At 66.6% G+C, this 23,930-nt stretch carries 18 protein-coding genes; 10 read left to right on the top strand and 8 right to left on the bottom strand.

Annotation, left to right across the window (positions count from 1 at the left end):
• Positions 1–16: 16 nt before the first annotated feature.
• The 5 genes from MRBLMU1_RS32085 to MRBLMU1_RS32065 form a co-directional block, all read right to left on the bottom strand.
• Positions 17–436 (bottom strand): c-type cytochrome, encoded by a 420-nt coding sequence (locus MRBLMU1_RS32085; RefSeq protein ID WP_363510649.1) that lies wholly within the window; start codon positions 434–436, stop codon positions 17–19.
• A complete protein-coding gene (locus MRBLMU1_RS32080; RefSeq protein WP_363510646.1) occupies positions 433–2,040 on the bottom strand; it encodes a flavin monoamine oxidase family protein in 1,608 nt (535 codons plus the stop codon). The genes MRBLMU1_RS32085 and MRBLMU1_RS32080 overlap by 4 nt, the downstream gene beginning before the upstream one ends.
• Before the next feature lie 388 nt (positions 2,041–2,428).
• Positions 2,429–4,264 (bottom strand): Mu transposase C-terminal domain-containing protein, encoded by a 1,836-nt coding sequence (locus MRBLMU1_RS32075; protein ID WP_363510643.1) that lies wholly within the window; start codon positions 4,262–4,264, stop codon positions 2,429–2,431.
• The gene (locus MRBLMU1_RS32070; protein ID WP_363510640.1) at positions 4,264–4,395 is read right to left on the bottom strand and encodes a hypothetical protein; all 132 of its coding nucleotides are present in this window, start codon (positions 4,393–4,395) and stop codon (positions 4,264–4,266) included. The genes MRBLMU1_RS32075 and MRBLMU1_RS32070 overlap by 1 nt, the downstream gene beginning before the upstream one ends.
• A 312-nt stretch (positions 4,396–4,707) precedes the next feature.
• Positions 4,708–6,951, bottom strand: a complete 2,244-nt coding sequence (locus tag MRBLMU1_RS32065) for a DEAD/DEAH box helicase (RefSeq protein ID WP_363510637.1) — start codon at positions 6,949–6,951, stop codon at positions 4,708–4,710.
• 215 nt (positions 6,952–7,166) lie between these two features.
• Between MRBLMU1_RS32065 and MRBLMU1_RS32060 the strand changes: the two genes are divergently transcribed.
• Entirely contained in the window at positions 7,167–8,162 is a 996-nt protein-coding gene (locus tag MRBLMU1_RS32060; protein ID WP_363510634.1) for an alpha/beta fold hydrolase, read from the top strand.
• 121 nt (positions 8,163–8,283) lie between these two features.
• On the opposite strand, the gene MRBLMU1_RS32055 is transcribed toward MRBLMU1_RS32060, so the two are convergent.
• Entirely contained in the window at positions 8,284–8,553 is a 270-nt protein-coding gene (locus MRBLMU1_RS32055; protein WP_363510631.1) for a hypothetical protein, read from the bottom strand.
• Between the two features lie 63 nt (positions 8,554–8,616).
• Positions 8,617–8,895, bottom strand: coding sequence for a hypothetical protein (locus tag MRBLMU1_RS32050; RefSeq protein WP_363510628.1), 279 nt, complete (start codon positions 8,893–8,895; stop codon positions 8,617–8,619).
• A gap of 187 nt (positions 8,896–9,082) precedes the next feature.
• On the opposite strand from MRBLMU1_RS32050, the gene MRBLMU1_RS32045 reads away from it, so the two are divergent.
• The 4 genes from MRBLMU1_RS32045 (at position 9,083) to MRBLMU1_RS32030 (ending at position 15,355) form a co-directional block, all read left to right on the top strand.
• The gene (locus tag MRBLMU1_RS32045; RefSeq protein WP_363510626.1) at positions 9,083–10,711 is read left to right on the top strand and encodes a M28 family peptidase; all 1,629 of its coding nucleotides are present in this window, start codon (positions 9,083–9,085) and stop codon (positions 10,709–10,711) included.
• A gap of 108 nt (positions 10,712–10,819) precedes the next feature.
• On the top strand, positions 10,820–14,122 hold the full coding sequence (locus MRBLMU1_RS32040; RefSeq protein ID WP_363510623.1) for a DUF6701 domain-containing protein: 3,303 nt from the start codon (positions 10,820–10,822) through the stop codon (positions 14,120–14,122).
• Between the two features lie 77 nt (positions 14,123–14,199).
• Positions 14,200–14,901, top strand: a complete 702-nt coding sequence (locus MRBLMU1_RS32035) for a dienelactone hydrolase family protein (RefSeq protein ID WP_363510620.1) — start codon at positions 14,200–14,202, stop codon at positions 14,899–14,901.
• Between the two features lie 10 nt (positions 14,902–14,911).
• The gene (locus MRBLMU1_RS32030) at positions 14,912–15,355 is read left to right on the top strand and encodes a thioesterase family protein (protein WP_363510617.1); all 444 of its coding nucleotides are present in this window, start codon (positions 14,912–14,914) and stop codon (positions 15,353–15,355) included.
• Positions 15,356–15,374: 19 nt separating this feature from the next.
• On the opposite strand, the gene MRBLMU1_RS32025 is transcribed toward MRBLMU1_RS32030, so the two are convergent.
• Positions 15,375–15,869, bottom strand: a complete 495-nt coding sequence (locus tag MRBLMU1_RS32025) for a DUF3016 domain-containing protein (protein ID WP_363510614.1) — start codon at positions 15,867–15,869, stop codon at positions 15,375–15,377.
• Positions 15,870–16,160: 291 nt separating this feature from the next.
• Between MRBLMU1_RS32025 and MRBLMU1_RS32020 the strand changes: the two genes are divergently transcribed.
• From MRBLMU1_RS32020 to MRBLMU1_RS32000, 5 genes are all read left to right on the top strand, one after another.
• Positions 16,161–18,077 (top strand): PhoX family protein, encoded by a 1,917-nt coding sequence (locus tag MRBLMU1_RS32020; RefSeq protein ID WP_363510611.1) that lies wholly within the window; start codon positions 16,161–16,163, stop codon positions 18,075–18,077.
• A gap of 318 nt (positions 18,078–18,395) precedes the next feature.
• Positions 18,396–19,901: an HD domain-containing phosphohydrolase gene (locus MRBLMU1_RS32015; RefSeq protein WP_363510608.1), complete on the top strand. Its 1,506-nt coding sequence runs from the start codon at positions 18,396–18,398 to the stop codon at positions 19,899–19,901.
• An 87-nt stretch (positions 19,902–19,988) separates the two neighbouring features.
• Positions 19,989–22,469 carry a TonB-dependent receptor plug domain-containing protein gene (locus MRBLMU1_RS32010; protein ID WP_363510605.1) on the top strand — a complete coding sequence of 827 codons (2,481 nt, stop codon included), beginning with the start codon at positions 19,989–19,991 and terminating at the stop codon, positions 22,467–22,469.
• Positions 22,470–22,491: 22 nt separating this feature from the next.
• The gene (locus MRBLMU1_RS32005) at positions 22,492–23,412 is read left to right on the top strand and encodes an SAM hydrolase/SAM-dependent halogenase family protein (RefSeq protein WP_363510603.1); all 921 of its coding nucleotides are present in this window, start codon (positions 22,492–22,494) and stop codon (positions 23,410–23,412) included.
• Positions 23,409–23,861, top strand: a complete 453-nt coding sequence (locus tag MRBLMU1_RS32000) for a nuclear transport factor 2 family protein (protein ID WP_363510601.1) — start codon at positions 23,409–23,411, stop codon at positions 23,859–23,861. The genes MRBLMU1_RS32005 and MRBLMU1_RS32000 overlap by 4 nt, the downstream gene beginning before the upstream one ends.
• Positions 23,862–23,930: the final 69 nt, after the last annotated feature.

Genomic DNA, 23,930 nt, shown 5'->3' with positions numbered 1-23,930 from the left:
CTTCCTTTGGTTGTAATCAGTGTTTGTTCGACATTTCGGCGGCGCCGAAATGGGCCACGCCCAGCGCATCGCGCAGCTTGAGCACCTCGGCCTCGGTCAGCGCGTCGGCCTTGTTGCCCCAGCTGGCGCGCACATAGGTCAGGATGGCGGCCATGTCGGCGTCGCTGATGTTCTCGCTGAAGTCGGGCATGCCGCCGCGCCCCTTGAGCAGCACCGTGGCCACCTCGGTGCGGTCGCCGGTGACGAACTTGTTGCCGGCCAGCGCCGGGAACGCGCCCGGTATGCCCTTGCCGTTGGCCTGGTGGCAGGCCGCGCAGTTTTTCAGGAACAGCGCCTTGCCGTCCGGCGCGGTGGTTTGCGCCCGCGACGGCGCGCTGGCGGCGGCCGCGAAGCCCGCCACGATCACCATCGCGGCCTTCAATAACGTGTCCCTCATGCGCTGGCCCTCGCGTGGATCTTGGCGATCTGCTGCCAGGCCGATTCGATGGCGCCGGCCTGCCAGCCGGTCAGGTAGCTCAGGTGCTCGCCGGCGAGCATGATCCTGCCCTCCCCTTCGAGCAGGGTCGGATAGGCGGCGGCGCGGGTCTTCTCGGTCCACTCGGCCCAGCCGCCCAGGTTGTACTGCACGCGGTGCCACGCCACCGAGAACGCGTTCTCGTATTCGTCGCGGTACTGCGGGAAGATCTTCTGGCCGGCGGCGACGGCGAATTCGGCGCGCTCGGTCGGCGTCAGCGCGCTGACCTCGATGGCGGCCGTCTGGTACTGGTAGTAGCCGAGCAGCACGCCCTTCTTCTTCTGCCAGCCGTACGACGGCATCGAGATGGTGTTGATGCCTTTGAGGTCGGTGAGCACGTGGCCGCCGTAGATGTTGTCATCCTCTTCCCAGAAGCGGCGCTTCATCTGCAGGCCGATCTTGCCGACCGGCGCGTAGGCCACCGTGGCGACGGCCTTCTTGAAGCCGTCGGAGAAATCGGTGTCGATCTGGCGCAGCACCGACAGCGGGATGGTGCACAGGCAGTAGTCGGCCGTCACGCTGGAGGCCTTACCGGTGGCCGTGTCCTTGAAGGTGATGGTGACGCCCTTGTCGTTCTGGCGGATGGTCTGCACCTCGGCGCGGTAGCGTATCGTCTTGCCGACGCGTTTTTCGAACGCCTTCGGGATCGCGTCCATGCCGCCGACCGGCTGGAACATGGTCGCCTGCATCGGGAAGTCCTGCACGGCGCTGTAGACGTTGCCCAGCTTGGACGCCAGCAGGTCCTTGAACCCCAGCGGGTCGGACTGCTTGCCCGGTCCCGGCTCCATGCCGGCGCCCGGATAGACGGCGAAACCGCGGCCGGTGCGGCCCTTGTATTTCAGGTCGGCGCCGGCCAGCTGGCCCTCGTGCGCAAGGTAGTCGAGCAGCAGGCGCTTGTCGTCGGCCGTCAGCTCGGCGTCGAGCTGGTTGTTCTTGATCGACTTGGCCAGCATCTCGTCGACGTGGCCGCGCATGTCGGCCTTGATCTCCTTGATGCGCAGGCGCTTGCCGGCGAAGGGACCGGCGTTTTCGGAGTACACATAGGAGTGGTCGTTCTCGTTGACCATCACCTCCAGCGGCACCTCGAACAGGCGCGTGTAGTGCAGGGTCGACTGGTGGTGCAGCGGAATGCGCCAAGGGCCGTGGTTGATGTACTGGCCCTCGTCGAAGGCGCAGGTCTGTTTATCGCCGCCCAACTCGGTCAGGCTGAAGCCCTTGCGGGCGGTCTGGCAACGGCCGCCGGCGAAGGCGCGCGCCTCGAGGATCTGGCACTGGTAACCAAGCTTGCCCAGTTCGAAGGCGGCGGTCAGTCCGGCCAGGCCGGCGCCGAGGATCACCACCTTCTTGCCCTTGCCGCTGCCGCTCAGCGCGGGCGGCGCGGAGGCCGTCGAACCGATGCCCATGCCCCAGGCGTTCATGGTATTTAACAGCAATCCGGTGCCGCCGACGGCGGCGGCCCGGTACAGAAAGTCCCTGCGGGTAAACGAACTAAACGGTTTAAACGGTTTTACTGTTTTGCTATCCATCGGTTTCCTCACCAGTCTGCCTGAAATAACTTGGGTGGCTTGCTTACCCATAGTTCCAATCTAGCAAGGTGCGTGCCACGCTGGGCAACCAAAACAAACATGCTTCATGACGCAAGAAACCCTTGCGGCACAAGGGCTCGCGCCATCGAACAATGTTTTTACATGGGTGCCGGCGGCGCTGCGCGGACACCCCGGCGAGAGCTGCCGGCGACAAACTTTATTTGCGCGGAACGCACTTTATTCGCGGCGCGGCGCGGCGTCCGCGCGGGCACGAGGCGGGCCGCCGGCGGTGCGCGGCGGCGCCGCGCACCAGCAAGTGGCAGGCACCGAAACGGGAAATTGGAGGATGCACGACGCTGGACCGCGCCGCCGGGGACTGCGCGGAAAATCAGCCCGCGAAGCTGACCATGGCGGGCGCGCCGCCGCGTACCGGCGATGCCGGCGCCGCCTCGCGCGGCAGGCGGGCGATTTCCTCGGCCGACAGGTGGCGCTGGACGGCGCAGGCGTCGTCCAGGTGGCAGGCGTGGAACTGCATCGGCGCGGCCGGGTCGAGCAGGTAGATCATGTCCAGGTTGGACGGGTCGTAGGCGACCTTGACGCTCCAGTGTCCACGCAGGCGCGCGCGGTCGAACCAGCGTTCGTTGATGGCGCGCGCGCAGGTGTAAGTACTTTCGAACAGGCGGATGCCGTCGGCGCCGACCTGCGCCGACGCCACCGGCATCAGGCTGCAGCGGATCAGGTGTTCGGGATAGGTTTTCAGGCTGCCGCCGCGATGGGCCACGCCCCAGTCCCACAACTGGCGCGGGGTGGCGTTGCCGGCGTGGCGCAGCGGGTGGCGGTTGTTGTAATAGAGGATGCAGTCGACGACGATGCGGGTGAACTGCTCCAGATCGAGCACGCCGTCGAGCCGGCACGGCGCGCCCTCTTCGTTCGGCGCCAACAGGCGGAAACGCTTTTCCAGCACCGCCTTCCAGTCGCCCGGGCCGTCGTCGACGGCGACGCAGCGCAGGTTGAAGTTGTTGAGCAAGGCCGGGTCCATGCCGCCATCGCGGCCGGCCGTCAGCGCGGCGTTGACGAACAGGGTTTCGGGCAGGTGGCGGCACGGCCACTGCGCCGCCTCGATGCGGCGGCCGAACTGCTGGCTGTAGCGCTGCTTGTCGGCGCCGCAATTGGCCAGCGCCAGCATCGCCTGCGGCCAGCTGGCCGTTCCCAGGCCGATGTAGACGCCGGTGATCAGGCGGCTGAACGAATCGACGACCAGATAGATGCGCGGGCGGCCGATCGATTGGCGGCGGTCGGCGCGCGACACCAGCAACACCTCGGCGCAGACGGCGTCGAGGTAAAAGCCGGCGCCGGGACGGCCCGGCGGCAGCGCCTGCGGCGCCGGCTGGCCGGTCGGCGCCTGCGCCGGTTGCCACGGCGCGGCCGCGCCGTCACCGCGGCGCGCCACCTCGGGCGGACGGTCGTCGTCGTGGTCGAGCCAGTAGTTGAACTGGCCGAAGGTCGGCAGCACGGCGCTGCGGCCGGCCGGCGTGGTCAGCACGCGGCCCGACGCTTCGTCGATGCGGCGCTCGACGAAGAACTCGTCGAGCATCTGCTCGTAGGCGCCCAGGCGCGAGAATTTGGCGTGGCCGGCGGCGTAGCGCGCGATGGCGACGCGGAAGGTGCGGCGGATCTCCTCGTCGGCGTTCAGGCCCGGGCCGGCGTCGGCGCCGTTCTTGCGCGGGCGTCCGCGCTTGACGCCGGCCGAGGCCTGGCGCACCTTGCCCTTGCCGCCCGAGTTGCAGTAGTCCGGCAGCAGCGCGTTGGGGGTCTGGCCGCGCTGCCAGTAGCGGCGCAGGTAGCGGTAGATGGTCGGGTGGGAGACGCCGTGGGCGCCGGTGGCGCGGGCGATCAGCTGGCCGCGCTGGCGGGCCTCGTAGATGCCCGGTTCGAGCGCCACCAGCGGCTCGATGATCTCCCAGGCGCGCGCCCGCAGTTGCAGGTGCTTGGGCGGCAGCAGGTCCTGGCTGACGACCATCAGATAGGGGTCGGCCGGCAGCACGCTGGCGCGGCCGGCCCGGATGTCGGCGTGCAGCACCGACAGTTGGACGAGTTCTACATCGGCCGAGCGGGCCGCCACGTCGAAGACATAGGCGTGGCTCTGCTCGGGAGCGATCCACAAGATGCGGACGGTGCGCGGAGACGGATGCGTATAGTGCAGCAGGTCGTTCCGCAGTAGCATTAGCGCCCCTTGACGGTGAATGGCCGGGTGTCGACGATGATCGCGTACGGACCGGCCTGATTATGCTCGCGCAGCATTTGCGGCTTGAGCGAATCGACAAAGATGTTCCACAGCTTCCTGAATGATGTCATCTCAATGCTCCGATCTAAACGACTTGTCTCCAGGTTGAGGCGCCTCGGCATGCGCGCCTTTTATAGGGATGTGCTATCACATATGCAATAAGCGGGCCAGCCTTGCCGGAAAGCAGCTTCTCCTATGAGAGTGATTCATGCGGGGTTTAACGGGCGTGGTGTTTGCGGCGGATCAAGCTTTGTTTTGGTGCAACGCAACAGATGGGCGCACCTTGTCTGTGCAACAACAAGAAGCGGCGCCTCGAACGAAAAACGGGGCCTTGCGGCCCCGTTGTCGATGCGATGGCGGCGGGTGTGGCACCCGCGTCCCGGTTAGTACTTCTTGCCGACAGGCTTTTTCTTAGGCGGCGTCGACTTGCCCGACTCCGGCGGCATGCGGTCGGCATGACTGATTTTCAGCTGCGCGCCGCCGACCCACACCTTGCCCAGGTGCTTGAACAGCTCGTCGGGCATGCCGTCAGGCAACTCGACCATGCTGTAGGTGTCGAAGATCTCGATGCGGCCGATGTGCTTGGCCTCCAGTCCGGCCTCGTTGGCGATGGCGCCGACGATGTTGGACGGGGTGGCGGCGTTGTTGCTGCCCACTTCGATACGGAAGGCGCTCATCGGCAGCGTGACCTTGCCCGGCTTTTCCTTTTTCTTCTTCGGCGCGGCGTCGTCCAGTTCGGCGGCGTCGACGCGGGCGGCGCGCGCCAGCGGCGAAGGGGCAGGCTTGTCGGCCGGCTTGTCGGCGGCCGGCGCCCTGGCCGGGGCGGCGGCTTTGGCCGGCGCCGGACGGGCCGCAGCCGGGGCCGACGCCGCCGGCGCGCCGTCGCCGTCGCGGCTGATGCGCAGCTGCTGGCCGGCCACCTTGATGCCGGCCAGGTGATCGAGCACGTCGCCGGTCAAGTTGTCGGGCATATCGAGCACGCTGTAGTCGTCGTAGATCTCGATGCGGCCGATGTGTTTGGAGTCGATGCCGCCCTCGTTGGCGATGGCGCCGACGATGTTGCCCGGCTTGACGCCGTGCTGGTAGCCGACTTCGATGCGGAAGGTCTGCATGCCCGGATCGGCGGCGCGCACGACGCGCTCCTTTTTCGGGAATCGGTCGGCGCGGTCCGGACGCTCGGCGCGGTCGCCGCGCTCGAATCGGTCGCCACGGTCGGCGCGGTCGCCACGCTCATGGCGCTCGAAGCCGACCTGGCGGCCCGGCCGCTCGTCCCAGGTGGCGGCGGCGGTCTGCTGCTTCTTATCGAGCAGCAGCGGCACGTCGCCGCGCGCCATCTTGGCCAGCGCGGCGGCGATCTCGATCGCCGGGATGTTCTGTTCGCGCTCGAAGTCCTCGATCAGCGACTGGAACTGTTCCAGCTCGCCCTGGGCCAGCGTCTCGCTGATCTGCGACTTGAATTTGGCGATGCGCACGTCGTTGACCGCCTGGATGGTCGGCAGCTCGAGCATGCCGATCGGCTGGCGGGTGGCGCGCTCGATCGATTTGAGCAGGTTCTTCTCGCGCGGCGTGATGAACAGGATCGCCTCGCCGCTGCGGCCGGCGCGGCCGGTGCGGCCGATGCGGTGGGTATAGCTTTCCGGATCGTGCGGCACGTCGTAGTTGACCACGTGGCTGATGCGCTCGACGTCCAGGCCGCGCGCGGCGACGTCGGTGGCCACCAGGATGTCGATCTTGCCGTCCTTGAGCTGCTGGATGGTGCGCTCGCGCTGCGCCTGCTGGATGTCGCCGTTGATGGCGGCGGCCGAGAAGCCGCGCGCCTGCAGCTTGCTGGCCAGTTCCTCGGTACCGAGCTTGGTGCGCGAGAAGATGATCATGCCGTCGAAGTTCTCGGCTTCCAGGATGCGGGTCAGCGCGTCGAGCTTGTGCATGCCCGACACCAGCCAGTAGCGCTGGCGGATGTTCTCGGCGGTGCCGGTCTTGGCGGCGACGGTGATTTCCTTGGGGCTGCGCAGATAGGTGTTGGCGATGCGGCGGATCGCCGACGGCATCGTCGCCGAGAACAGCGCGGTCTGGCGGCTGTCGGGCGTCTCCTGCAGGATGCGCTCGACGTCGTCGATAAAGCCCATGCGCAGCATCTCGTCGGCCTCGTCGAGCACCAGCGTTTTCAGCTTGGACAGGTCGAGCGAACCCTTGTCCAGGTGGTCGATGACGCGGCCCGGCGTGCCGACGACGACGTGCACGCCGCGGCGCAGCGCCGACAGCTGCGGGCCGTAGCTTTGGCCGCCGTAGATCGGCAGCACGTGGAAGCCGGGGATGTGCGCGGCGTAGGTCTGGAAGGCCTCGGCCACCTGGATCGCCAGCTCGCGGGTCGGCGCCAGCACCAGCGCCTGCGGCGTGGTTTGCTTGATGTCGATGCGCGACAGGATCGGCAGCGCGAAGGCGGCGGTTTTGCCGGTGCCGGTCTGCGCCTGGCCCAGCACGTCGAGGTTATCGAGCAGCAGCGGGATGGTGGCGGCCTGGATCGGCGATGGCGACTCGTAGCCGACGTCCTTGAGGGCCTTGATCAGCGGCGCGCTCAGATTCAGATCGGTGAAAAGGGTGATGGAGGAGGTGGGGGTGTCAGACATGGCGTCACTCACAAAGTATGTTCGAATCGCCTAATTGCGAAAGAAATTTGGGCGTAGTTTACTCTGTCTCGCCGGTTTCAGCCTTTTTTTGCGTGAAATCGGCGTATTTAAGGTTGATTTAAGCCCAACCCCGCAGCGTTTGCCGACACGCCCGCCGCTCCGCCATGGGGTGCGGGTTAAACTCAGCGACGCCCCATGCCCTGGAGACTTTCACAATGCCCATCCGCTCCGCAGTCCTCGCCGCCGCCGTCGCGGCCAGCGCCCCCGCCCTCGCCGCCACCTACGGTCCCCAGCTCGAAGGCTTCGCCTATCCGCACAAGCTGCGGTATTTCGCTTTCACTTCGCAAGGCCAAAACCTGCAAATGGCTTACATGGACGTCGCGCCCACCGCCAACGCCAACGGCAAGACGGCGGTCCTCATGCACGGCAAGAACTTCTGCGGCGCCACCTGGGAACAGACCATCACCGCCCTGAGCGCGGCCGGCTACCGCGTGGTGGCGCCCGACCAGATCGGATTCTGCGCCTCGACCAAGCCGGAACACTACCAATACACCTTCCAGCAGCTGGCCGCCAACACCGGGGCGCTGTTAAAGAGCATCGGCGTAAAACAGGCCGCCATCATCGGCCACTCGACCGGCGGCATGCTGGCCACGCGCTATGCGCTGATGTATCCGGAGGCGGTGTCGCGGCTGGTGATGGTCAACCCGATCGGGCTGGAAGACTGGAAGGCGCTGGGCGTGCCCGCGCGCAGCGTGGACCAATGGTACGAGCGCGAATTGAAGATGACCGCCGACAGCGTGCGCGCCTACGAGAAATCGACCTACTACGTCGGCCGCTGGAAGCCGGAGTACGAGCGCTGGGTCGATATGCTGGCCGGAATGAACGCGGGACCGGGCAAGAAGATCGTGGCGTGGAACTCGGCGCTGATCTACGACATGATCTACACGCAGCCGGTGGTCTACGAATTCCCGCTGCTGAAGGTGCCGACATCGCTGATCATCGGCGACGCAGACACCACCGCCATCGGCAGCGACATCGCGCCGCCGGCCGTCAAGGCCAAAATCGGCAAGTACGAGGTGTTGGGCAAGCAGGTGGCCAAGCAGATCCCGGATGGCCACCTGGTGGAATTCAAGGGCATGGGCCACGCGCCGCAAATGGAAGACCCGGCCGCGTTCCACCGCGCCCTGTTGGAAGAATTGAGCCGCGAATGATAACGTAACCCCACAAAAAAAGAGAGCCGGGGCGTATCCCGTCTCTCTTTTTTCTTGCGCCGCCCAGGCCTAAGGTCCGGGGCGGCACGTCATGCGCTAGCTGATGGTGCCTACGGCTTGATTACTTGGCTGGCGTTGCCGGAGTCGCTGGCGTCGCCGGGGTTGCTGGTTCCGCAGGCGCCGGCTTGGCCGCTTTTTCAGCCTTGGCCTTCTTGTGATGCGTTTTCTTCGCAGCGGTGTGCTCGTGCGGTGCCGCTGGCGCGGCCGGCGTGGCGGTGGTTGCCGTTGCAGGCGCTGCCGGGGTCGCCGGGGTTGCCGGCGTTGCAGGAGCCTGGGCGAACGCGGCGCCGGCGAACAGGGTGGCGATCAGGGTAGCGGTAATTTTCTTCATGATATAAATCCTCTTAAACGGTATAAATTATTTAAATTATTTTAGTAAAACTGACCCTTCTTTTTACTTCTTCACTGCCACTTCTTTCGTTTCAACCTTCGTAGCCGTCTCGGTGGCGGGGGCTGCGACTTTGGATTCTTTGGTTTCCTTGACCGTTTTGACCTTGTGGGCGCCGTGCTTGTCGGTTTTGACTTCGGTCTTCACTTCGGTCTTGGTCGTGGTCTTCGCTTCGGCGGCGACGGCTGGTTTGGTCTCAGGCGTGGCGGGAGCGGCGGCTGGCGCCTGTGCGAATGCTGCGGTGGCGAACAGGCCGGCGATCAGGGAAGCGATAATTTTGGTCATGATGTGTTTCCTTTTTCTGGTTTGGGCAGCGGGACCATCCCGTGTCGCATGAGCAGAAAACGGGCCGCGACACGGATGAGTTGACCGCCCTTACAACCTCTTACCGACTCTTACACTCGCTTACAAACGGTCGAAAATCCAGTAAGATGTCCCGCGTCAGCATCAGAACCACAACCTAGGAATCCATATGCGTCTTACAGTGTTAGCCCTCGCCGCCGGTATCGCCTTCCAGGCGCCTGCCCTGGCTCAAGTCCAGCAACCCGTCATCGCCGAGGCGCCGCTGCGCGCCCACCTGTCCTTCCTGGCCGACGACCTGTTCGAAGGCCGCGGCACCGGCCAGCGCGGCGGCGACCTGACGGTGCGCTACCTGGAGACGCAGGCCGCCATCATCGGCCTCAAACCGCTGGCCGGCGGCGGCTACCGCCAGTCCGTCAAGATCGAGGGCACCAAGCTGCTGCCCGGCAGCCTGGTGCGCTTCGACGCCGGCGGCAAGGCCATCACGCCCAAGACCGGCACCGAGATCGTCTTCGGCACCATGAGCGGCAAACAGGACGTCACCGTCGACGCCCCGCTGGTGTTCGTCGGCTACGGCGCCAGCGCGCCGGAGGAAAACTGGGACGACTACAAGGGCGTCGACATGAAGGGCAAGATCCTCGTCATGATGGTCAACGACCCGCAACCGACCGCCGAGGAGCCCAACCGCTTCGCCGGCAAGGCCTATACCTACTACGGCCGCTGGCTCTACAAGTTCGAGGAGGCGGTGCGGCGCGGCGCGGCCGGGGCGCTGCTGATCCACACCACGCCGTCGGCCTCCTACCCTTGGAGCGTGCCGGCCAACGGCTTCGGCCACGAGCGCTTCCACCTGGCCGGCAAGGGCAACCCGGTCGAGGGCTGGCTGCAGGAGGACACGGCGCGCGCGCTGTTCGCCGCCGCCGGCTTCGATCTGGACGCGCTGCGCGCCAAGGCCGAACGGCGCGACTTCACGCCGGTCGACCTGAAGATCAAGGTCCACGCCGAGGTGCGCAGCGCCGTGCGCCAGATCGAACAGTTCAACGTCGCCGGCATCGTCCCGGGCACCGACGCCAAACTGAAGGAACAGGCGGTGATCTATTCGGCCCACTGGGACCACCTGGGCATCGACGAGGGCGTGCGCCGCGACGACAAGACCGACCACACCTACAACGGCGCCATCGACAACGCGTCGGGCACCGCCGCGCTGCTGGTGATGGCCGCCGAAGCGGTCAAGCACCCGGCCAAGCGCACGCAAATCTTCCTGTGGCCGGCGGCCGAGGAACAGGGCCTGCTGGGCAGCGCCGCCTACGTGCAAAACCCGGCCTGGCCGCTCGACAAGACCACGGCCGACCTCAACCTCGACAGCATGAACTTCGTCGGCAAGACCAGCGACATCGGCGTCGCCGGCGCCGAGCGCAGCAGCCTGTACGAGGCCGCCGGCGCGGTCGCCAAAAAAATGGGCCTGACGCTGGCGCCGGCCATCCCCGACCTGTCGGGCGCCTTCTTCCGCGCCGACCATTTCAATTTCGCCAAGGCCGGCGTGCCGGCCTTTAACGTCGGCTCGGCCGTGTTCTCCGGCGACGGCCACTTCACCTTCGTCAAGGACCTCGAGCCGTCGCGCGCCAAGCTGGTCGCTTTCAAGAAGGATTACCACCAGGTCAGCGACGAGTACCGCCCCGAGTGGGATTTATCGGGCATGGTGCAACAAGCCCAGTTCACGCTCAACCTGGGCTACGCGGTGGCCAACGCCCCGGCCATGCAGACCTGGAAGGCCGGCGACGCCTTCGGCAAGGTCAAGCGCTAGCCACCACGCTGGCGGCGGCGCGCCGGCCAATGTGGCCGGCGTCTGATATATGCCACAGAGCAACACCCGAAACGCCCTATAATGCTGACAGGCATGTTCGGGTGGCGTATGACTTTCAATTTCTTCAGACTTGTCGTTTTACTCACGACGCCCGCGCTCCGGCGCGCCGGCGCCGGCGCCGCCATGGCGCCGCTGCTGGCCCTCTTGCTGTTGCTGGCGGCCGGCGCCGCGCGCGCCGCCACGGACAACTTCAACGGCGCCGACGTCGCCGGCTGCACCCGCGCGGGCAACACCTACACCTGCCCCACGCTGTCGCAAGCGAACGACATCACCATCGCCAGCGGCTACACGGTGGCGGTTTCCAGCCCGGTCTCCTTCACCTGGTTCCAGGTGCTCAAGATGAGCGGCAGCGCCGTGCTGCGCGCCAGCGGCGACCTCGATCTGCGCGGCCTGCAGACCAATAACACGCAGGTCGGCGGCGGCACGCTGGCGGCCAGCGGCACCTTCCGCCTCGGCTCGAACGACCAGACCGTCAGCGCCAACGTCGCCGCCGCGGCCATCGCCACCGGCGGGCCGTCGACCCGCATCAACGGCAACGTGACCGTCAGCGGCCAGGCCGACCTCGGCTCGAGCACCACCATCACCGGCACCTTGACGGCGGCGACGGTGACGGCCGGCTCCAGCCTGCGGATCGACGGCGGCATCGCCGCCAGCGGCACCGTCAGCCTGAGCTCGAACACCACCATCAAGGGCGGCATCGCCGGCATCGCCAACGTCAACAACGGCCGCAGCGGCGCCGTCACCACCGGCTCAGGCTCCACCATCACCGGCAACATCGTCGCCTCGGCCTTCACGCTGGCCTCGGGCGGCACGCTGGCCGGCGACATCAACGCCGCCACGGTCGAGCTCAGCGCCGCCAACGCCGCCGTCACCGGCAACATCACCGCCACCACCTCGCTGGTGGTCGGCAGCGGCGGCAGCGTCACCGGCAAGATCGACTCGCCCAAGGTCGAGCTCAACGCCTCCAACGTCACCATCAAGGGCGACATCAACGCCAGCACCTCGCTCACCATCAGCAGCGGCAACACCGTCAACGGCAACATCACCGGCACCACCTTGACGATCGCCTCGTCCAACGTCGTCGTCAACGGCAACGTCACGATGAAGGGCGACGTCGACATCGGCTCGGGCGCCACCATCAACGGCGACCTGGCGGCGCGCAACGTCACCACCCACGCCTCGGGCGACAGCCTCAACGGCAACGTCGCCGTCAACGCCATCTTCCTCGACTGGGGCGCGACGGTGAGCAAGACCATCACCTGCACCGGCCCCGGCGCCGTCGGCTGCAGCTGCGTCACCAAGGCCGATCCCAACTACAAGCCGAGCTGCGGCGCGGCGCCCGCGTCGCAGGCCCACCACATCCAGATCAGCCACGGCGGCAGCGCCCTGACCTGCCAGGCCGAGCCGGTCACCTTGACCGCCTGCGCCAACGCCGCCTGCGCCGCGCCCCATTACAACGGCGCCACCCAGGTCACCTTGCAGCCCGGCGGCGGCGTGTTCACCATCAGCGGCGGCACCAACAACGCCGCCTCGGTGCGCCAGACCACGGCCGGCACGGCCATGCTGTCGGCCAGCGGCGGCGCCAACGCCAGCACCTGCGTCAACACCGCCAACGGCACGGCCTCGTGCGAGATGCTGTTCAGCGACAACGGCCTGAGCATATCGGCGCCCGACCATGTCGCCATGACCAACGCCAGCGTGTCCGTGCAGGCGCTCAAATCGACCAACGGCGGCAAGAGCTGCGTGCCGCTGGTGGCCAGCCAGACGGTGAGCGTCAACTTCAGTTGCACGTACACCAATCCGGCCGCCGCCAGCGCCGCCAAGGTGCCGCTGTGGCTGCGCGACAAGAACGCCGCCAACACGGTCGAAGTGGCCTGCGGCGGCGCCGGCGCCGGCGTGCCGCTGGCCTTCGACGCCAACGGCGCCGCCGTCGCCAACCTGCAGTACGCCGAGGTGGGCACCGTCACCCTGAAGGCCGCGTACAGCGCCGCCGGCCTGGGCGCGAGCAGCCCCGACAGCGTCACCTTCACCGCCGCCCCGGCCCGCTTCAAGCTCTCCGCCGAGCGCGTCGCCACGGCGCCGGCACTGGCCGCCGGCGTGTTCGCCAAGGCCGGCGAACAGTTCACGTTGACGGTCAAAGCGGTCAACGACAAGGGCGATGTCACCACCAACTTCGGCAAGGAGATCAAGGCCGAGAACATCAAGATCGTGCCGACCGTGATCGAGCCGGCAAACGGCATCGGCAAGCTGTCCGATCCCGTGAAGCCCATCGTCAACGGCGTGGCCACCGACACCTACACCTTCGACGAGACCGGCACCGTCAAGCTGGCCGCGCGGCTCGAACGCGAGACCGGCAACTACATGAACAACCCCACCGTCGGCTTCCAGACCACCGGCGAGCTGGAAAACAAACGCTTCATTCCCGACCACTTCGACACGGTGCTGATGACCAAGGCGGAGATCGACGCGCTGCCGGCCAGCCGGGCCGACGCCCGCGTCATGAGCTGCGCCAACCTGGCGCCCGGCAATCGCCCCTGCCCCGACGCCACGGGCAGTTTCATCAACTCCCGGCAACCGTTCTTCGTCAAAGTGCTGGCCTACAAAGGTCCCGGCCCTTCGGCCGCGCTCTCCATGAACTACACCGGCGCCTCGGCCAGGCCGATCACGCTGTCGGCGGCGACGGCCCCCGGCGGCGCGGCGGCGGCGCCCACCGTGGTCTGGAGCGGCGCCACCGCCCCGCTCTATCTCTTCACCGGGGGCGTGGGCATCCCGGCCACCCCGGCCGCCCAGGGCAATGTGCCGGCCAATCTGCCGACACTCGTCCTGGGCGCGGCCTACCCGGCCAAAGTCGTGCCCGTCACCGTCTACCTGCGTGCGGCCGACAGCGAGGGCGCCACCTCCGACCGGGGCACGACATCGCTGGAAACGCAGCTCACCGTCGTCAGCGGCCGCCTGGCGCTGGGCAACAGCTACGGGCCGCCGAACGCCTCCCAGCCGGTCGGCGCGACCGCCGAGTATTACATGAACGACAGCGTCGGCTATGTGTTCAATCCGCAGATGAAGGTGAGCGCCCCGCTCGGCGCCACCTCCGCCACGTTCAACAAGTGCGAAAAAGGCCTCAATGCCGCCCAGTGCGCCTCGATGCGGGTGGCCATCCCGCCCACCCAGCTGGACCTCGCCAACGGCAAGGGCACGTTCCGGGTGACGCCGCCGAACCCCGCGCCGACCGCGATCGGCACGGCCGAGGTGTCCTTGGGCACGCTGATCCCCTACCTGCCGAGCGGCCAGGGCCGCCTCACCTTCGGCATCTACCGCTCCGGCCCGGTCATCTACCGGCGCGAGGTGTACTGAGCGCGACCCGGCGCGCGCGCTGCAAAGGCGCGCGAAACAAGGTACGATGGCCGCTTTCTGCCCCTACAAGGAACGCCATGGAAACCAATTCGAAGTGGATCGACGTCGACACCGCCGACGGCAAGTTTGAAGCCTATCTATCGCTGCCGCGTTCGGGCAAGGGCCCGGGCATCGTATTGCTCCAGGAAATCTTCGGCGTCAACCAGCACATCCGCAACGTCGCCGACCAGTACGCCGCCGACGGTTACGTGGTGCTGGCGCCGGACCTGTTCTGGCGCGAGGGCGCCCACATCGAACTGGCCTACGACGGCGACGGCTGGAAGCGCGCCGTCGAGCTGATGAACGCCACCGACGTCGACAAGGCCCAGGCCGACATCGCCGCCACCGTCAAAGTGCTGCGCGGGCACGACGCCGCCGCCGGCCAGAAAATCGCCTCGCTCGGCTTCTGTTTCGGCGGCAAGTTGTCCTACCACACCCTCGCCAACGGCCTGGTCGACGCCGGCGTGTGCTACTACGGCGGCGGCATCCAGAATTCGCTCGAGCGCGCCGACCAGATCACCGCGCCGATGCTGATGCACTTCGGCGGCGCCGACAGCCACATCCCGGCCGACGCCGTCAAAAGCATCGCCGAGCGCTTCGACAGCAACGACCAGGTCGAGATCCACGTCTACGAGGGCGCCGAGCACGGCTTCAACTGCAACCACCGCGACAGCTACCAGCAGCGCGCCGCCGCCCAAGCGCACGGCCACACGCTGGTGTTCCTCGGCGAACAACTGTAAAAGGGGCGCCATGGCACGCCTGACCCTGGACTTTCCCGAGGACCAGTATTACTTCGAGACCCGGATGACGGTGCGCAGCACCGACATCAACGCCGCCAACCATCTGGGCAACGATTCGATGGTCTCGATGCTGTCCGAGGCGCGCGCGCTGTTCCTGGCGCACTACGGCGCGCCGGAGATCGACGCCGACGGCCTGGGCACCATCGTCACCGACCTGGCGACGATCTTCCGGGCCGAGGCGCACGCGCGCGACCTGCTGCTGTTCGAGGTGGGAGTGATGGATTTCAACCGCTACGGCGGCGACCTGATCTTCCGCGTCACGCGCCCGGCCGACGGCAAGCTGATCGCCATGGCCAAGTACGGCTTCGTGTTCTTCAACTTCCAGAGCGGCCAGGTCGCGACGATGCCGAAGGCCTTCCTGACGCACTTCCCCAAGGCCGCGCAGCCCGGCTGACGGGCCGCCGCCCGGCCGCTCAGCGGCTGGCCACCTTCGGCACGATGGTCTTGCCGAACCACTCGTCGATCATCTGCTTCTCGTAGCGCAGCGGGTCGCTGTCCGAATGGCGGCCCATGCGCTGCTGGTACATCATGTTCGACAGGTGCTCGTCGCCGCTGCGCAGGACTTGCCCGTTCTCCTCCAGCGTGTAGCGCAGGTGCATCTGCGGCCAGTCGGCGCCGCCCTTCATGATGCGGATGTCCTCGCCACCGCTGCGGCGCGGCCACAGCTGCCCCGCCAGGTCGATGTCGAGCACCTCGATCTTGAGGTTCTGGCCGGCCGGCAATTGCTTGTTGAGCGAGGCGAAATACTGCGCGAAATCCTTCTGCAGGCGCTCGCGCTCGATCGGGCTGCGCGGCATGTCGGTGAACTCCTCCGGCTTGACGAACGTCACGCTCACGTCCGCCCACGCGGCGCCGCTGGCCAGCAGCGCCAGGGCGGCGGCCAGCAGGGGTTTGGTCATCAGGCGCATGGTGCTACTCCTTCACATGTTTCATACGGCGGGTTTCATACGGCGGGTTTCATACTCGCTTCCTGCTAAATAATATAGCCCTTTTCCGGCGCCCCCGCCCGGGCTGAATCGATTTGTTACCAATGCCCGCTGCCGGGGTTACATGCGGCCCGGGAGCTGGTCGCTTGCATGTCACGCCCCGGTCACAAGCGGCCGCTAAGATTCCGCCCGTCGAGGCAACGCCACCGCCTCGCATGCCGCCGCGCCGCCGCCGGCGCATGGAACGGCCACCGATAAGAAACAGGATTGATCATGACCGAGTCCCTCGACCCGTCCCGCCGCCGCCTGGTGCAACTGCTGGCCGGCGCGCCGCTGCTGCCGCTGGCCACCGGCAGCCTGGCCGCCACCGTGCTGACCGCCTGCGCCGGCAACCGGACGGCCGCGCGCGCGCCCACGCTGATGTCCGTCACCTTCACCGGCATGGCAGCGCCCACCCTGGCCGATCCGGCCCAAATGGCCACCACCACGGTCGCCTCCTCGCTCAGCGCCACCTACGCGGACGGCAAGACGCTAACCTACCAACTGGCCTACCAACCCTTCTTCATCACCGGCGCCCTGGTCGCCGACGGCAGCGGCGGCACCGTGCTGGCCGGCGGCTACTACGACATCGACAACCAGCCCATCCTCGATAAGAGCGACGCCGCGCGGCGCCAGTTCTTCTCCGATTGCCCGGACGGCACCTCGCTGCTCAAGCTCGACGCGCCGACCGTCGCCGGCGTCAAGGGCCACACCGTGTTCGCCGTCGTCCAGTTCGAATACACCACCCGCGACGTCAAGGGCGCCGCGATGCACGGCATGCTGCCGTCGCCGATCGCCGTGCTGACCCTCGACCAGGACAAGAGCACCGGCGCGCTGACGCTGGTGAAATACCACAACGTCGACACCAGCGGCGTCCACGGCCTGTGGATCACCTGCGGCGCCAGCCGCTCGCCGTGGAACACCCACCTGTCGAGCGAGGAATACGAACCGGACGCGGCCGCCATCGCCGGCAACGCCAAGTTCGCCAACTTCAGCACCAACCTGTACGGCGACGCCACCAGGGCCAACCCCTACCACTACGGCCACATGCCGGAGATCACCGTCAACCCGGACGGCACCGGCAGCGTCAAGAAGCACTACTGCATGGGCCGCATCTCGCACGAGCTGGTGCAGGTCATGCCGGACGAGCGCACCGCCCTGATGGGCGACGACGCCACCAACGGCGGCCTGTTCATGTTTGTCGCCGACCGCGCGCGCGATCTGTCGAGCGGCACCCTGTACGTCGCCAAGTGGCTGCAGAAGACCGCCGACAACGGCGGCTCGGCCGACCTCAAGTGGATCAAGCTGGGCCAGGCCAGCAGCGCCGAGATCAAGGCGCTGGCCGACAGGCTCAAGGCGGCCGACATCCTCACCGTCAAGACCAGCGACCCGGCCGACGCCGGCTACACCAAAATCCCGTACGGCGGCGAGACCAACTGGATCAAGATCGCGCCGGACATGGACAAGGCCGCCGCCTTCCTCGAGACCCACCGCTACGCCGCGTACAAGGGCGGCAGCCTGGGCTTCACCAAGCTAGAGGGCACCACCGTCAACGTCAAGGACAAGGTCGCCTACAGCGCGATGAGCTACATCCAGGCCGCGATGACCAACGGCTCGGGCGGCATCGCGGTCAAGGGGCCGAACGCCGGCGCCGTCTACGCGCTCAACCTCAAGGCCGGCCAGGTCGACGACACCGGCGCCGCCATCGACAGCGCCTGGGTGCCGGTCGACATGGCCGCCATGCTGGTGGGCGAGGATTTGCCGGCCGCCGACGCGCTGGGCAACCTGGCCCATCCGGACAAGATCGCCAACCCGGACAACATCAAGTTCTCGGAAAAGCTGCGCACGCTGTTCATCGGCGAGGACAGCGGCATGCACGTCAACAACTTCCTGTGGGCGTACAACGTCGACACCAAGGCCTTGACGCGCCTGTTGTCGGCGCCGTCGGGGGCGGAGTCGACCGGGTTGCACGCGGTGGACGACATCAACGGTTTCGCCTACATCATGAGCAACTTCCAGCATCCCGGGGACTGGGAAGCGGCGCTGCACGGCAAGGTGCGGGCCACCTTGGACCCGCTGATCCGCGCCAATTACCGCGACCGCTATGGCGCGGCGGTAGGATACCTGACGGGCCTGCCGACCCTGGGCTGAGCGTCGCCCAACCCGCACGGCCACGCAGGGTCGTACCCCTTGGGGTACGACCCTTAAGGGACGCAACAAGCGTCGCGGCAAACGCGCACGGGTTCAACTCCCCTCTCCCATCAAAATATTTCACATCGGGATAGCAATCTTGCCCAATTCAAAGTATTGTTCAGCCCATACGTAGTGTTACGTAAAACTAACACTACGCCCCTCCAGCCCCAGAGTGTTGTGCAAAGCAGCAGGAAATTTTATTGCCTGTTGTTAATAGCGTTGGAGACGACTACAATCAAAAATTAATCCATACGTCATTTAGCGGAACGTTCCCCTATGTCCTTTTTGTCATCTGCTTCGCCCAAGTTAGCACCGTGGAAAGTTCTGTTGGTCGATGACGAACCGGACATCCACGACATCACCAAGCTCACCTTGAGCCGCTTCCGCCTCGACGGCCGCGCCCTGACCTTCGTGCACGCCTACAGCGGCGCCGAAGCCAAGGAAGTGCTGGCGCGCGAAACCGACATCGCGCTGGTGTTCCTCGACGTGGTGATGGAAAAGGAAGACAGCGGCCTCGAAGTGGCGCGCTGGATGCGCCAGGACCTCGACAACCAGTTCACCCGCATCGTGCTGCGCACCGGCCAGCCCGGCCAGGCGCCGGAGGAAAGGGTGATCGTCAACTACGACATCAACGACTACAAAGAGAAGACCGAGCTCGACCGCACCAAGCTGTTCACCACCACCTTCGCCGCGCTGCGCGCCTACCGCGACATCATGAAGGTCGAGGACGCCCGCCGCGCCCAGGCCAACTACCGCGAAGGCCTGGAACGGGTGATCGCCGCCTCGGCCCACATCTTCCAGCAACGCAACCTCAAGGACTTCGCCAACGGCCTGCTGCAGCAAGTGGTCGCGCTGTTGCGCCTCGAACACAGCATGCTGCTGCGCCTGCGCGGCGCCACCGCCTTCGGCGGCGAACAGGAATACGAGGTGCTGGCCCATATCGGCGACGACGAGGGCACGCTGCTCAATGACGCGGTGCTGGCCCAGCTCGACGCCGCCAAGAGCAACAAGATTTCGCGCGTCGAGGGCGACACCTATATCGGCTACTTCCCCAACAACAGCGGCAAGGCCTCGCTGCTGATCCTCAAGGGCGTCGAGGAAATCTCCGAGATCGACACCAAGCTGCTCGAGGTGTTCTGCTCCGGCGTCGCCATCGCCTTCGACAACATCCTGCTGACCCAGGAGATCACCGACACCCAGGCCGAGCTGATCCTGCGCCTGGGCGACGTCGTCGAATCGCGCTCGAACGAGGCGGGCAACCACGTGCGCCGCATGGCCGAGGTGTGCCACCTGCTGGCCACCGCCGCCGGCATGCCGGAGGAAGAGACGGCCGTGCTGCGCCACGCCGCCCCGATGCACGACATCGGCAAGATCGCCACGCCGGACGCGGTGCTGCTCAAGCCGGGCAAGCTCGACGCCGCCGAATGGGAAATCATGAAGCAGCACCCGACGGTGGGCCTGTCGATCCTGGACGGCTCGCAGCGGCCGATTCTCAAGGCGGCGGCCGTCATCGCCCACCAGCACCACGAGAAATTCGACGGCAGCGGCTATCCGCAGGGGTTGAAGGGCCACGACATCCACCTGTACGCGCGCATCGTCGCCGTCGCCGACGTCTTCGACGCGCTGATGCACAAGCGCTGCTACAAGGACGCCTGGCCGATCGACAAGGTGGTCGAGCACCTGCGCGAGGTGGCCGGCCAGCACCTCGACCCGGTGTATGTCGACCTGCTGGTGCAAAACATCGACAAAGCGGTCGCCATCAACGAGCGCTTCCCGGACTAAGCGCGCATAAGCATATTTGCAATCGGTTGTTGTTAAACGGAATTCCTTGCTCGTAAGATATTGGTCCAGACCAAGCAAGGAATCCTCATGCCGCGCCACACCCTCCCCCAATTCCCCCTGCGCCGCAGCGTCATCGCCTGCGCGCTGTTGCTGTCCTCGCTGCCCGCCGCCCAGGCGCAGGAAACGGCCGCCGGCGAAACCGCCGCCATCGACCAGGTCACCGTGGTCGGCTCGCGCGCCCGCAACCGCACCGTGTTCGACAGCGCCGTCCCGATCGACCGCTTCGGCCAGCGCGAGGTGGAAAACGCCCTCGCCAGCGGCGACCTCGGCGCCGCCCTGCAAAACCTGTCGCCGTCGATCAACTTCCCGCGCATCGAATCGAGCGGCGCCTCCGACTCCGTGCGCGGCATCCAGCTGCGCGGCCTCGCGCCCGACCAGGTGCTGGTGCTGATCAACGGCAAACGCCGCCACGCCAGCGCCGTGCTCGACACCGAAAGCAGCTTCGCCGGCACCGTCCCGGTCGACGTCAACGCCATCCCGCCGGGCGCCATCGACCACATCGAAATCCTGCGCGACGGCGCCGGCGCCCAGTACGGCAGCGACGCCGTCGCCGGTGTCATCAACATCGTGCTCAAAAAAGCCCGCAGCGGCGGCTCGGCCTCGGTCAGCTACGGCGCCAACCACACCGACTTCAAGCCGACCAACGACACCAAGACCGACGGCCAGACCAAAATCGTCAGCGCCGATTACGGCGTGCCGGTCGGCGACGCCGGCTTCGTGCGCTTCGGCGCCGAAACGCGCGACCGCAACCCGACCAACCGCGCCGGCCGCAGCGACGCCGGCTGGACCTCGTGGAACGCCACGCCGCAAGACCTCGCGCTCGACGGCCAGGTGGTGTTCAAATCCGGCGATTCGCAGCAAAAGAACCACTACCTGTTCTACAACGCGCTGGTGCCAATAAGCGCCAGCGCGGGGGTCGACGCCTACTCCTTCGCCACCGTCAACAAACGCAAGTCCGACGGCAGCGCCTACTTCCGCTACCCGGGCGACCCGTCCAACGTGCCGGCCATCTACCCCAACGGCTATCGCCCCGGCACCAACGGCGACATGACCGACACCAGCGTCGTCGCCGGCCTGCGCCTGGCCAGCGGCGCCTGGAACTGGGACCTGAGCGCCCGCCACGGCGGCAACAAGTTCGAGTACGACCTGTCCAACTCGGTCAACGCCTCGCTGGGCGACGCCAGCCCGACCAGCTTCCACCTGGCCACCTTCGACTTCAAGCAAAACGCCGTCAACGCCGACGTCACGCGCGAGCTGGACCTCGGCATCGGCGCCCCGGTCAACCTGGCGCTGGGCGCCGAGTACATGCGCGAAACCTATCGAAGCTCGCCGGGCGACCCGGCCTCGTACGCCGCCGGCACCGTCCCCGGCGCGCCTCCGGGGGCGCAGGCCGGCCCCGGCCTGCGCCCCCAGGACGCCTTCGACGGCAGCCGCTCGATCCGCTCGGTCTACGCCGACATCGAAAGCGACGTCACCAGCCGCCTGCTGCTGGGCGCGGCCGCCCGCTACTCGGACTACAGCGACTTCGGCACCGCCAGCACCGGCAAGCTGTCGGCGCGCTACAAACTGAGCGACGGCTTCCTGCTGCGCGGCTCGCTGTCGAACAGCTTCCGCGCGCCGGCGCTGGTGCAAACCGGCTTCCGCTTCTCGACCTTGAACTTCAACGAGGACGGCAGCGCGCTGCAAACGGCCTCGCTGCTGCCGGCCGGCGATCCGCTGGCGCGCGCCTTCGGCGCCGAGGCGCTCAAGCCCGAGAAGTCGACCAACCTGTCGGTCGGCGCCGCCTGGCGTCCGCAGCGCAACACCAGCGTCACCCTGGACGCCTACCGCATCAAGATCCGCGACCGCATCACCCGCACCAGCGACCTGCAAAGCGACGCCGCCACCGCCTACCTGGCCGGCATCGGCCGCAGCGACATCCAGTCGGTGGCCTACCTGGCCAACCTGCTCGACACCACCACCACCGGCTTCGACGCGGTCGTCAACCACGACCTGCCGTTCGCCGGCGGCAAGCTCGACCTGAACGCGGCGCTCAACATCAACAAGACCCGCATCGACAAGGCGCGCCAAAGCTCGGCCGCGCTGTCGCAAATCGATCCGGACCTGACCTTGTTGACCGACATGAGCCTGTTCCGCATCCGCAACGCCTCGCCGAAGAACAAGCTGGTGCTGAGCGCCGACTGGCAGGCGGCGCAGTGGAGCCTGCAGGCCAAGGCCACCCGTTTCGGCCCGCTCAAGGACTTCTCGTACGACCAGGACGCCGAGGTCATCGACGGCGTCAACGCCCAGCGATTCGGCGCCGTCTGGACGCTGGACCTGGAGGCGCAATACAAGCTGACCAGGCAGCTGACGGTGGCCATCGGCGGCGACAACATCCTCGACCGCTACCCGCAGCGCGTGCGCCAGACCAACAACGCCACCTATGGCGGCGCGCTGCCGTACAATTTTATTAATCCGATCGGCCTCAACGGCGCCTATTTCTATGGCCGCCTGCGCTACACTTTCTAAGCTCAATTAATCCGGGAAAAACATGAAGCTCTCCAAACTGCTCGCCACCGCCTGCCTCGGCGCCTTGCTGACCGCGCAAGCCTACGCGGCCGACGCCAAGAACGCCCTGGTCCTGATGACCGACTTCGGCACCTCGGACGGCGCCGTCTCGGCGATGCACGGCGTCGCCTACGGCGTCGATCCGACCCTGCAGGTGTCCGACCTGACCCACAACATCCCCGACTACGACATCTGGCTCGGCGCCTACCGCCTGTACCAGACCGCCAACTACTGGCCCAAGGGCAGCGTATTCGTCTCGGTGATCGATCCTGGCGTCGGCACCGCGCGCAAGTCGGTGGTGCTAAAAACCAAGGAAGGCCGCTACTTCGTCGGCCCCGACAACGGCCTGTTCACCTTGATCGCCGAACGCGACGGCGTGGCCGAACTGCGCGAGATCGACGAAAAGGTCAACCGCCTGGCCGGCTCTGCCGAGTCTTACACCTTCCACGGCCGCGACGTCTACGCCTTCGTCGGCGCGCGCCTGGCCTCGGGCGCCATCACCTACGAGCAGGTCGGCCCGGTGCTGCCGAGCGAATCGGTGGTCAAGATCCCGTACCAGAAGGCCGTCCGCAACGGCAACACCATTCGCGGCATCATCCCGGTGCTCGACGTCAAATACGGCAACGTCTGGACCAACATTCCAAAATCGCTGTTCGACGAATTGAAGGTCGGCGTGCATGAGCAAGTGCAGGTGCGCATCCTGCACAACGGCAAACAGATCGACAAGGTGATCGCGCCGTTCGAGCACACCTTCGGCGGCGTCGCCAAGGGCAAGCCGCTGGTCTACCTCAACAGCCTGCTGGACGTGGCGATTGCCATCAGCCAGGGCAACTACGCCGCCAAGCACAAGATCGAATCGGGCGTGGACTGGGAAGTGGAGATCACCAAGGTGCCGTCGAAATGAAAGCAGGCTTGATGGCACTGGGCTGGGCGCTGTCGCTGAGCGCGGCGGCCGCGCCCTGCCTGCCGACCGCCGATCTGATCGAGCGCGACCGACAGTACGAGGAAGCGCTGCGCGTCGGCGACGTCGCCTTCCTCGACCGGTGGCTGGCCGACGACTACGTCTGGGTGCACAACCTGGCGTCGCAAACGGAAGGCAAGGCGGTGGTGCTGGAGCGTTCGAAAAAGCCCGCCGTCGTGCACAAGTCGCGCACCACCAGCGACGTCCACGCCCACGCCGGCGGCGACACCGTCGTGCTGCGCGGCCTCAGCACGGTCGAGCAGTGGAACGCCGACGGAAAAACCTGGCGCAGCAACCGCTACCAGTTCATGCGCACCTACGTCAACGTCGGCGGGCAGTGCAAACTGCTGGCCGTGCAAACGATGAAGGTGTGGTCGAGCGAGACAAAGTGACTTAGCGGCGATAAGAAAATAGTTTTCTTGGCAGCATCAAGACAGCGAACTGAGTTACCATCTTATCAA

The sequence above is a fragment of the Burkholderia sp. LMU1-1-1.1 genome, assembly GCF_040675865.1.
Lineage (GTDB): Bacteria > Pseudomonadota > Gammaproteobacteria > Burkholderiales > Burkholderiaceae_D > Rugamonas.
Note: the sequence above shows the minus strand (reverse complement) of the source record. Positions and strands in the feature narration are given on the sequence as shown.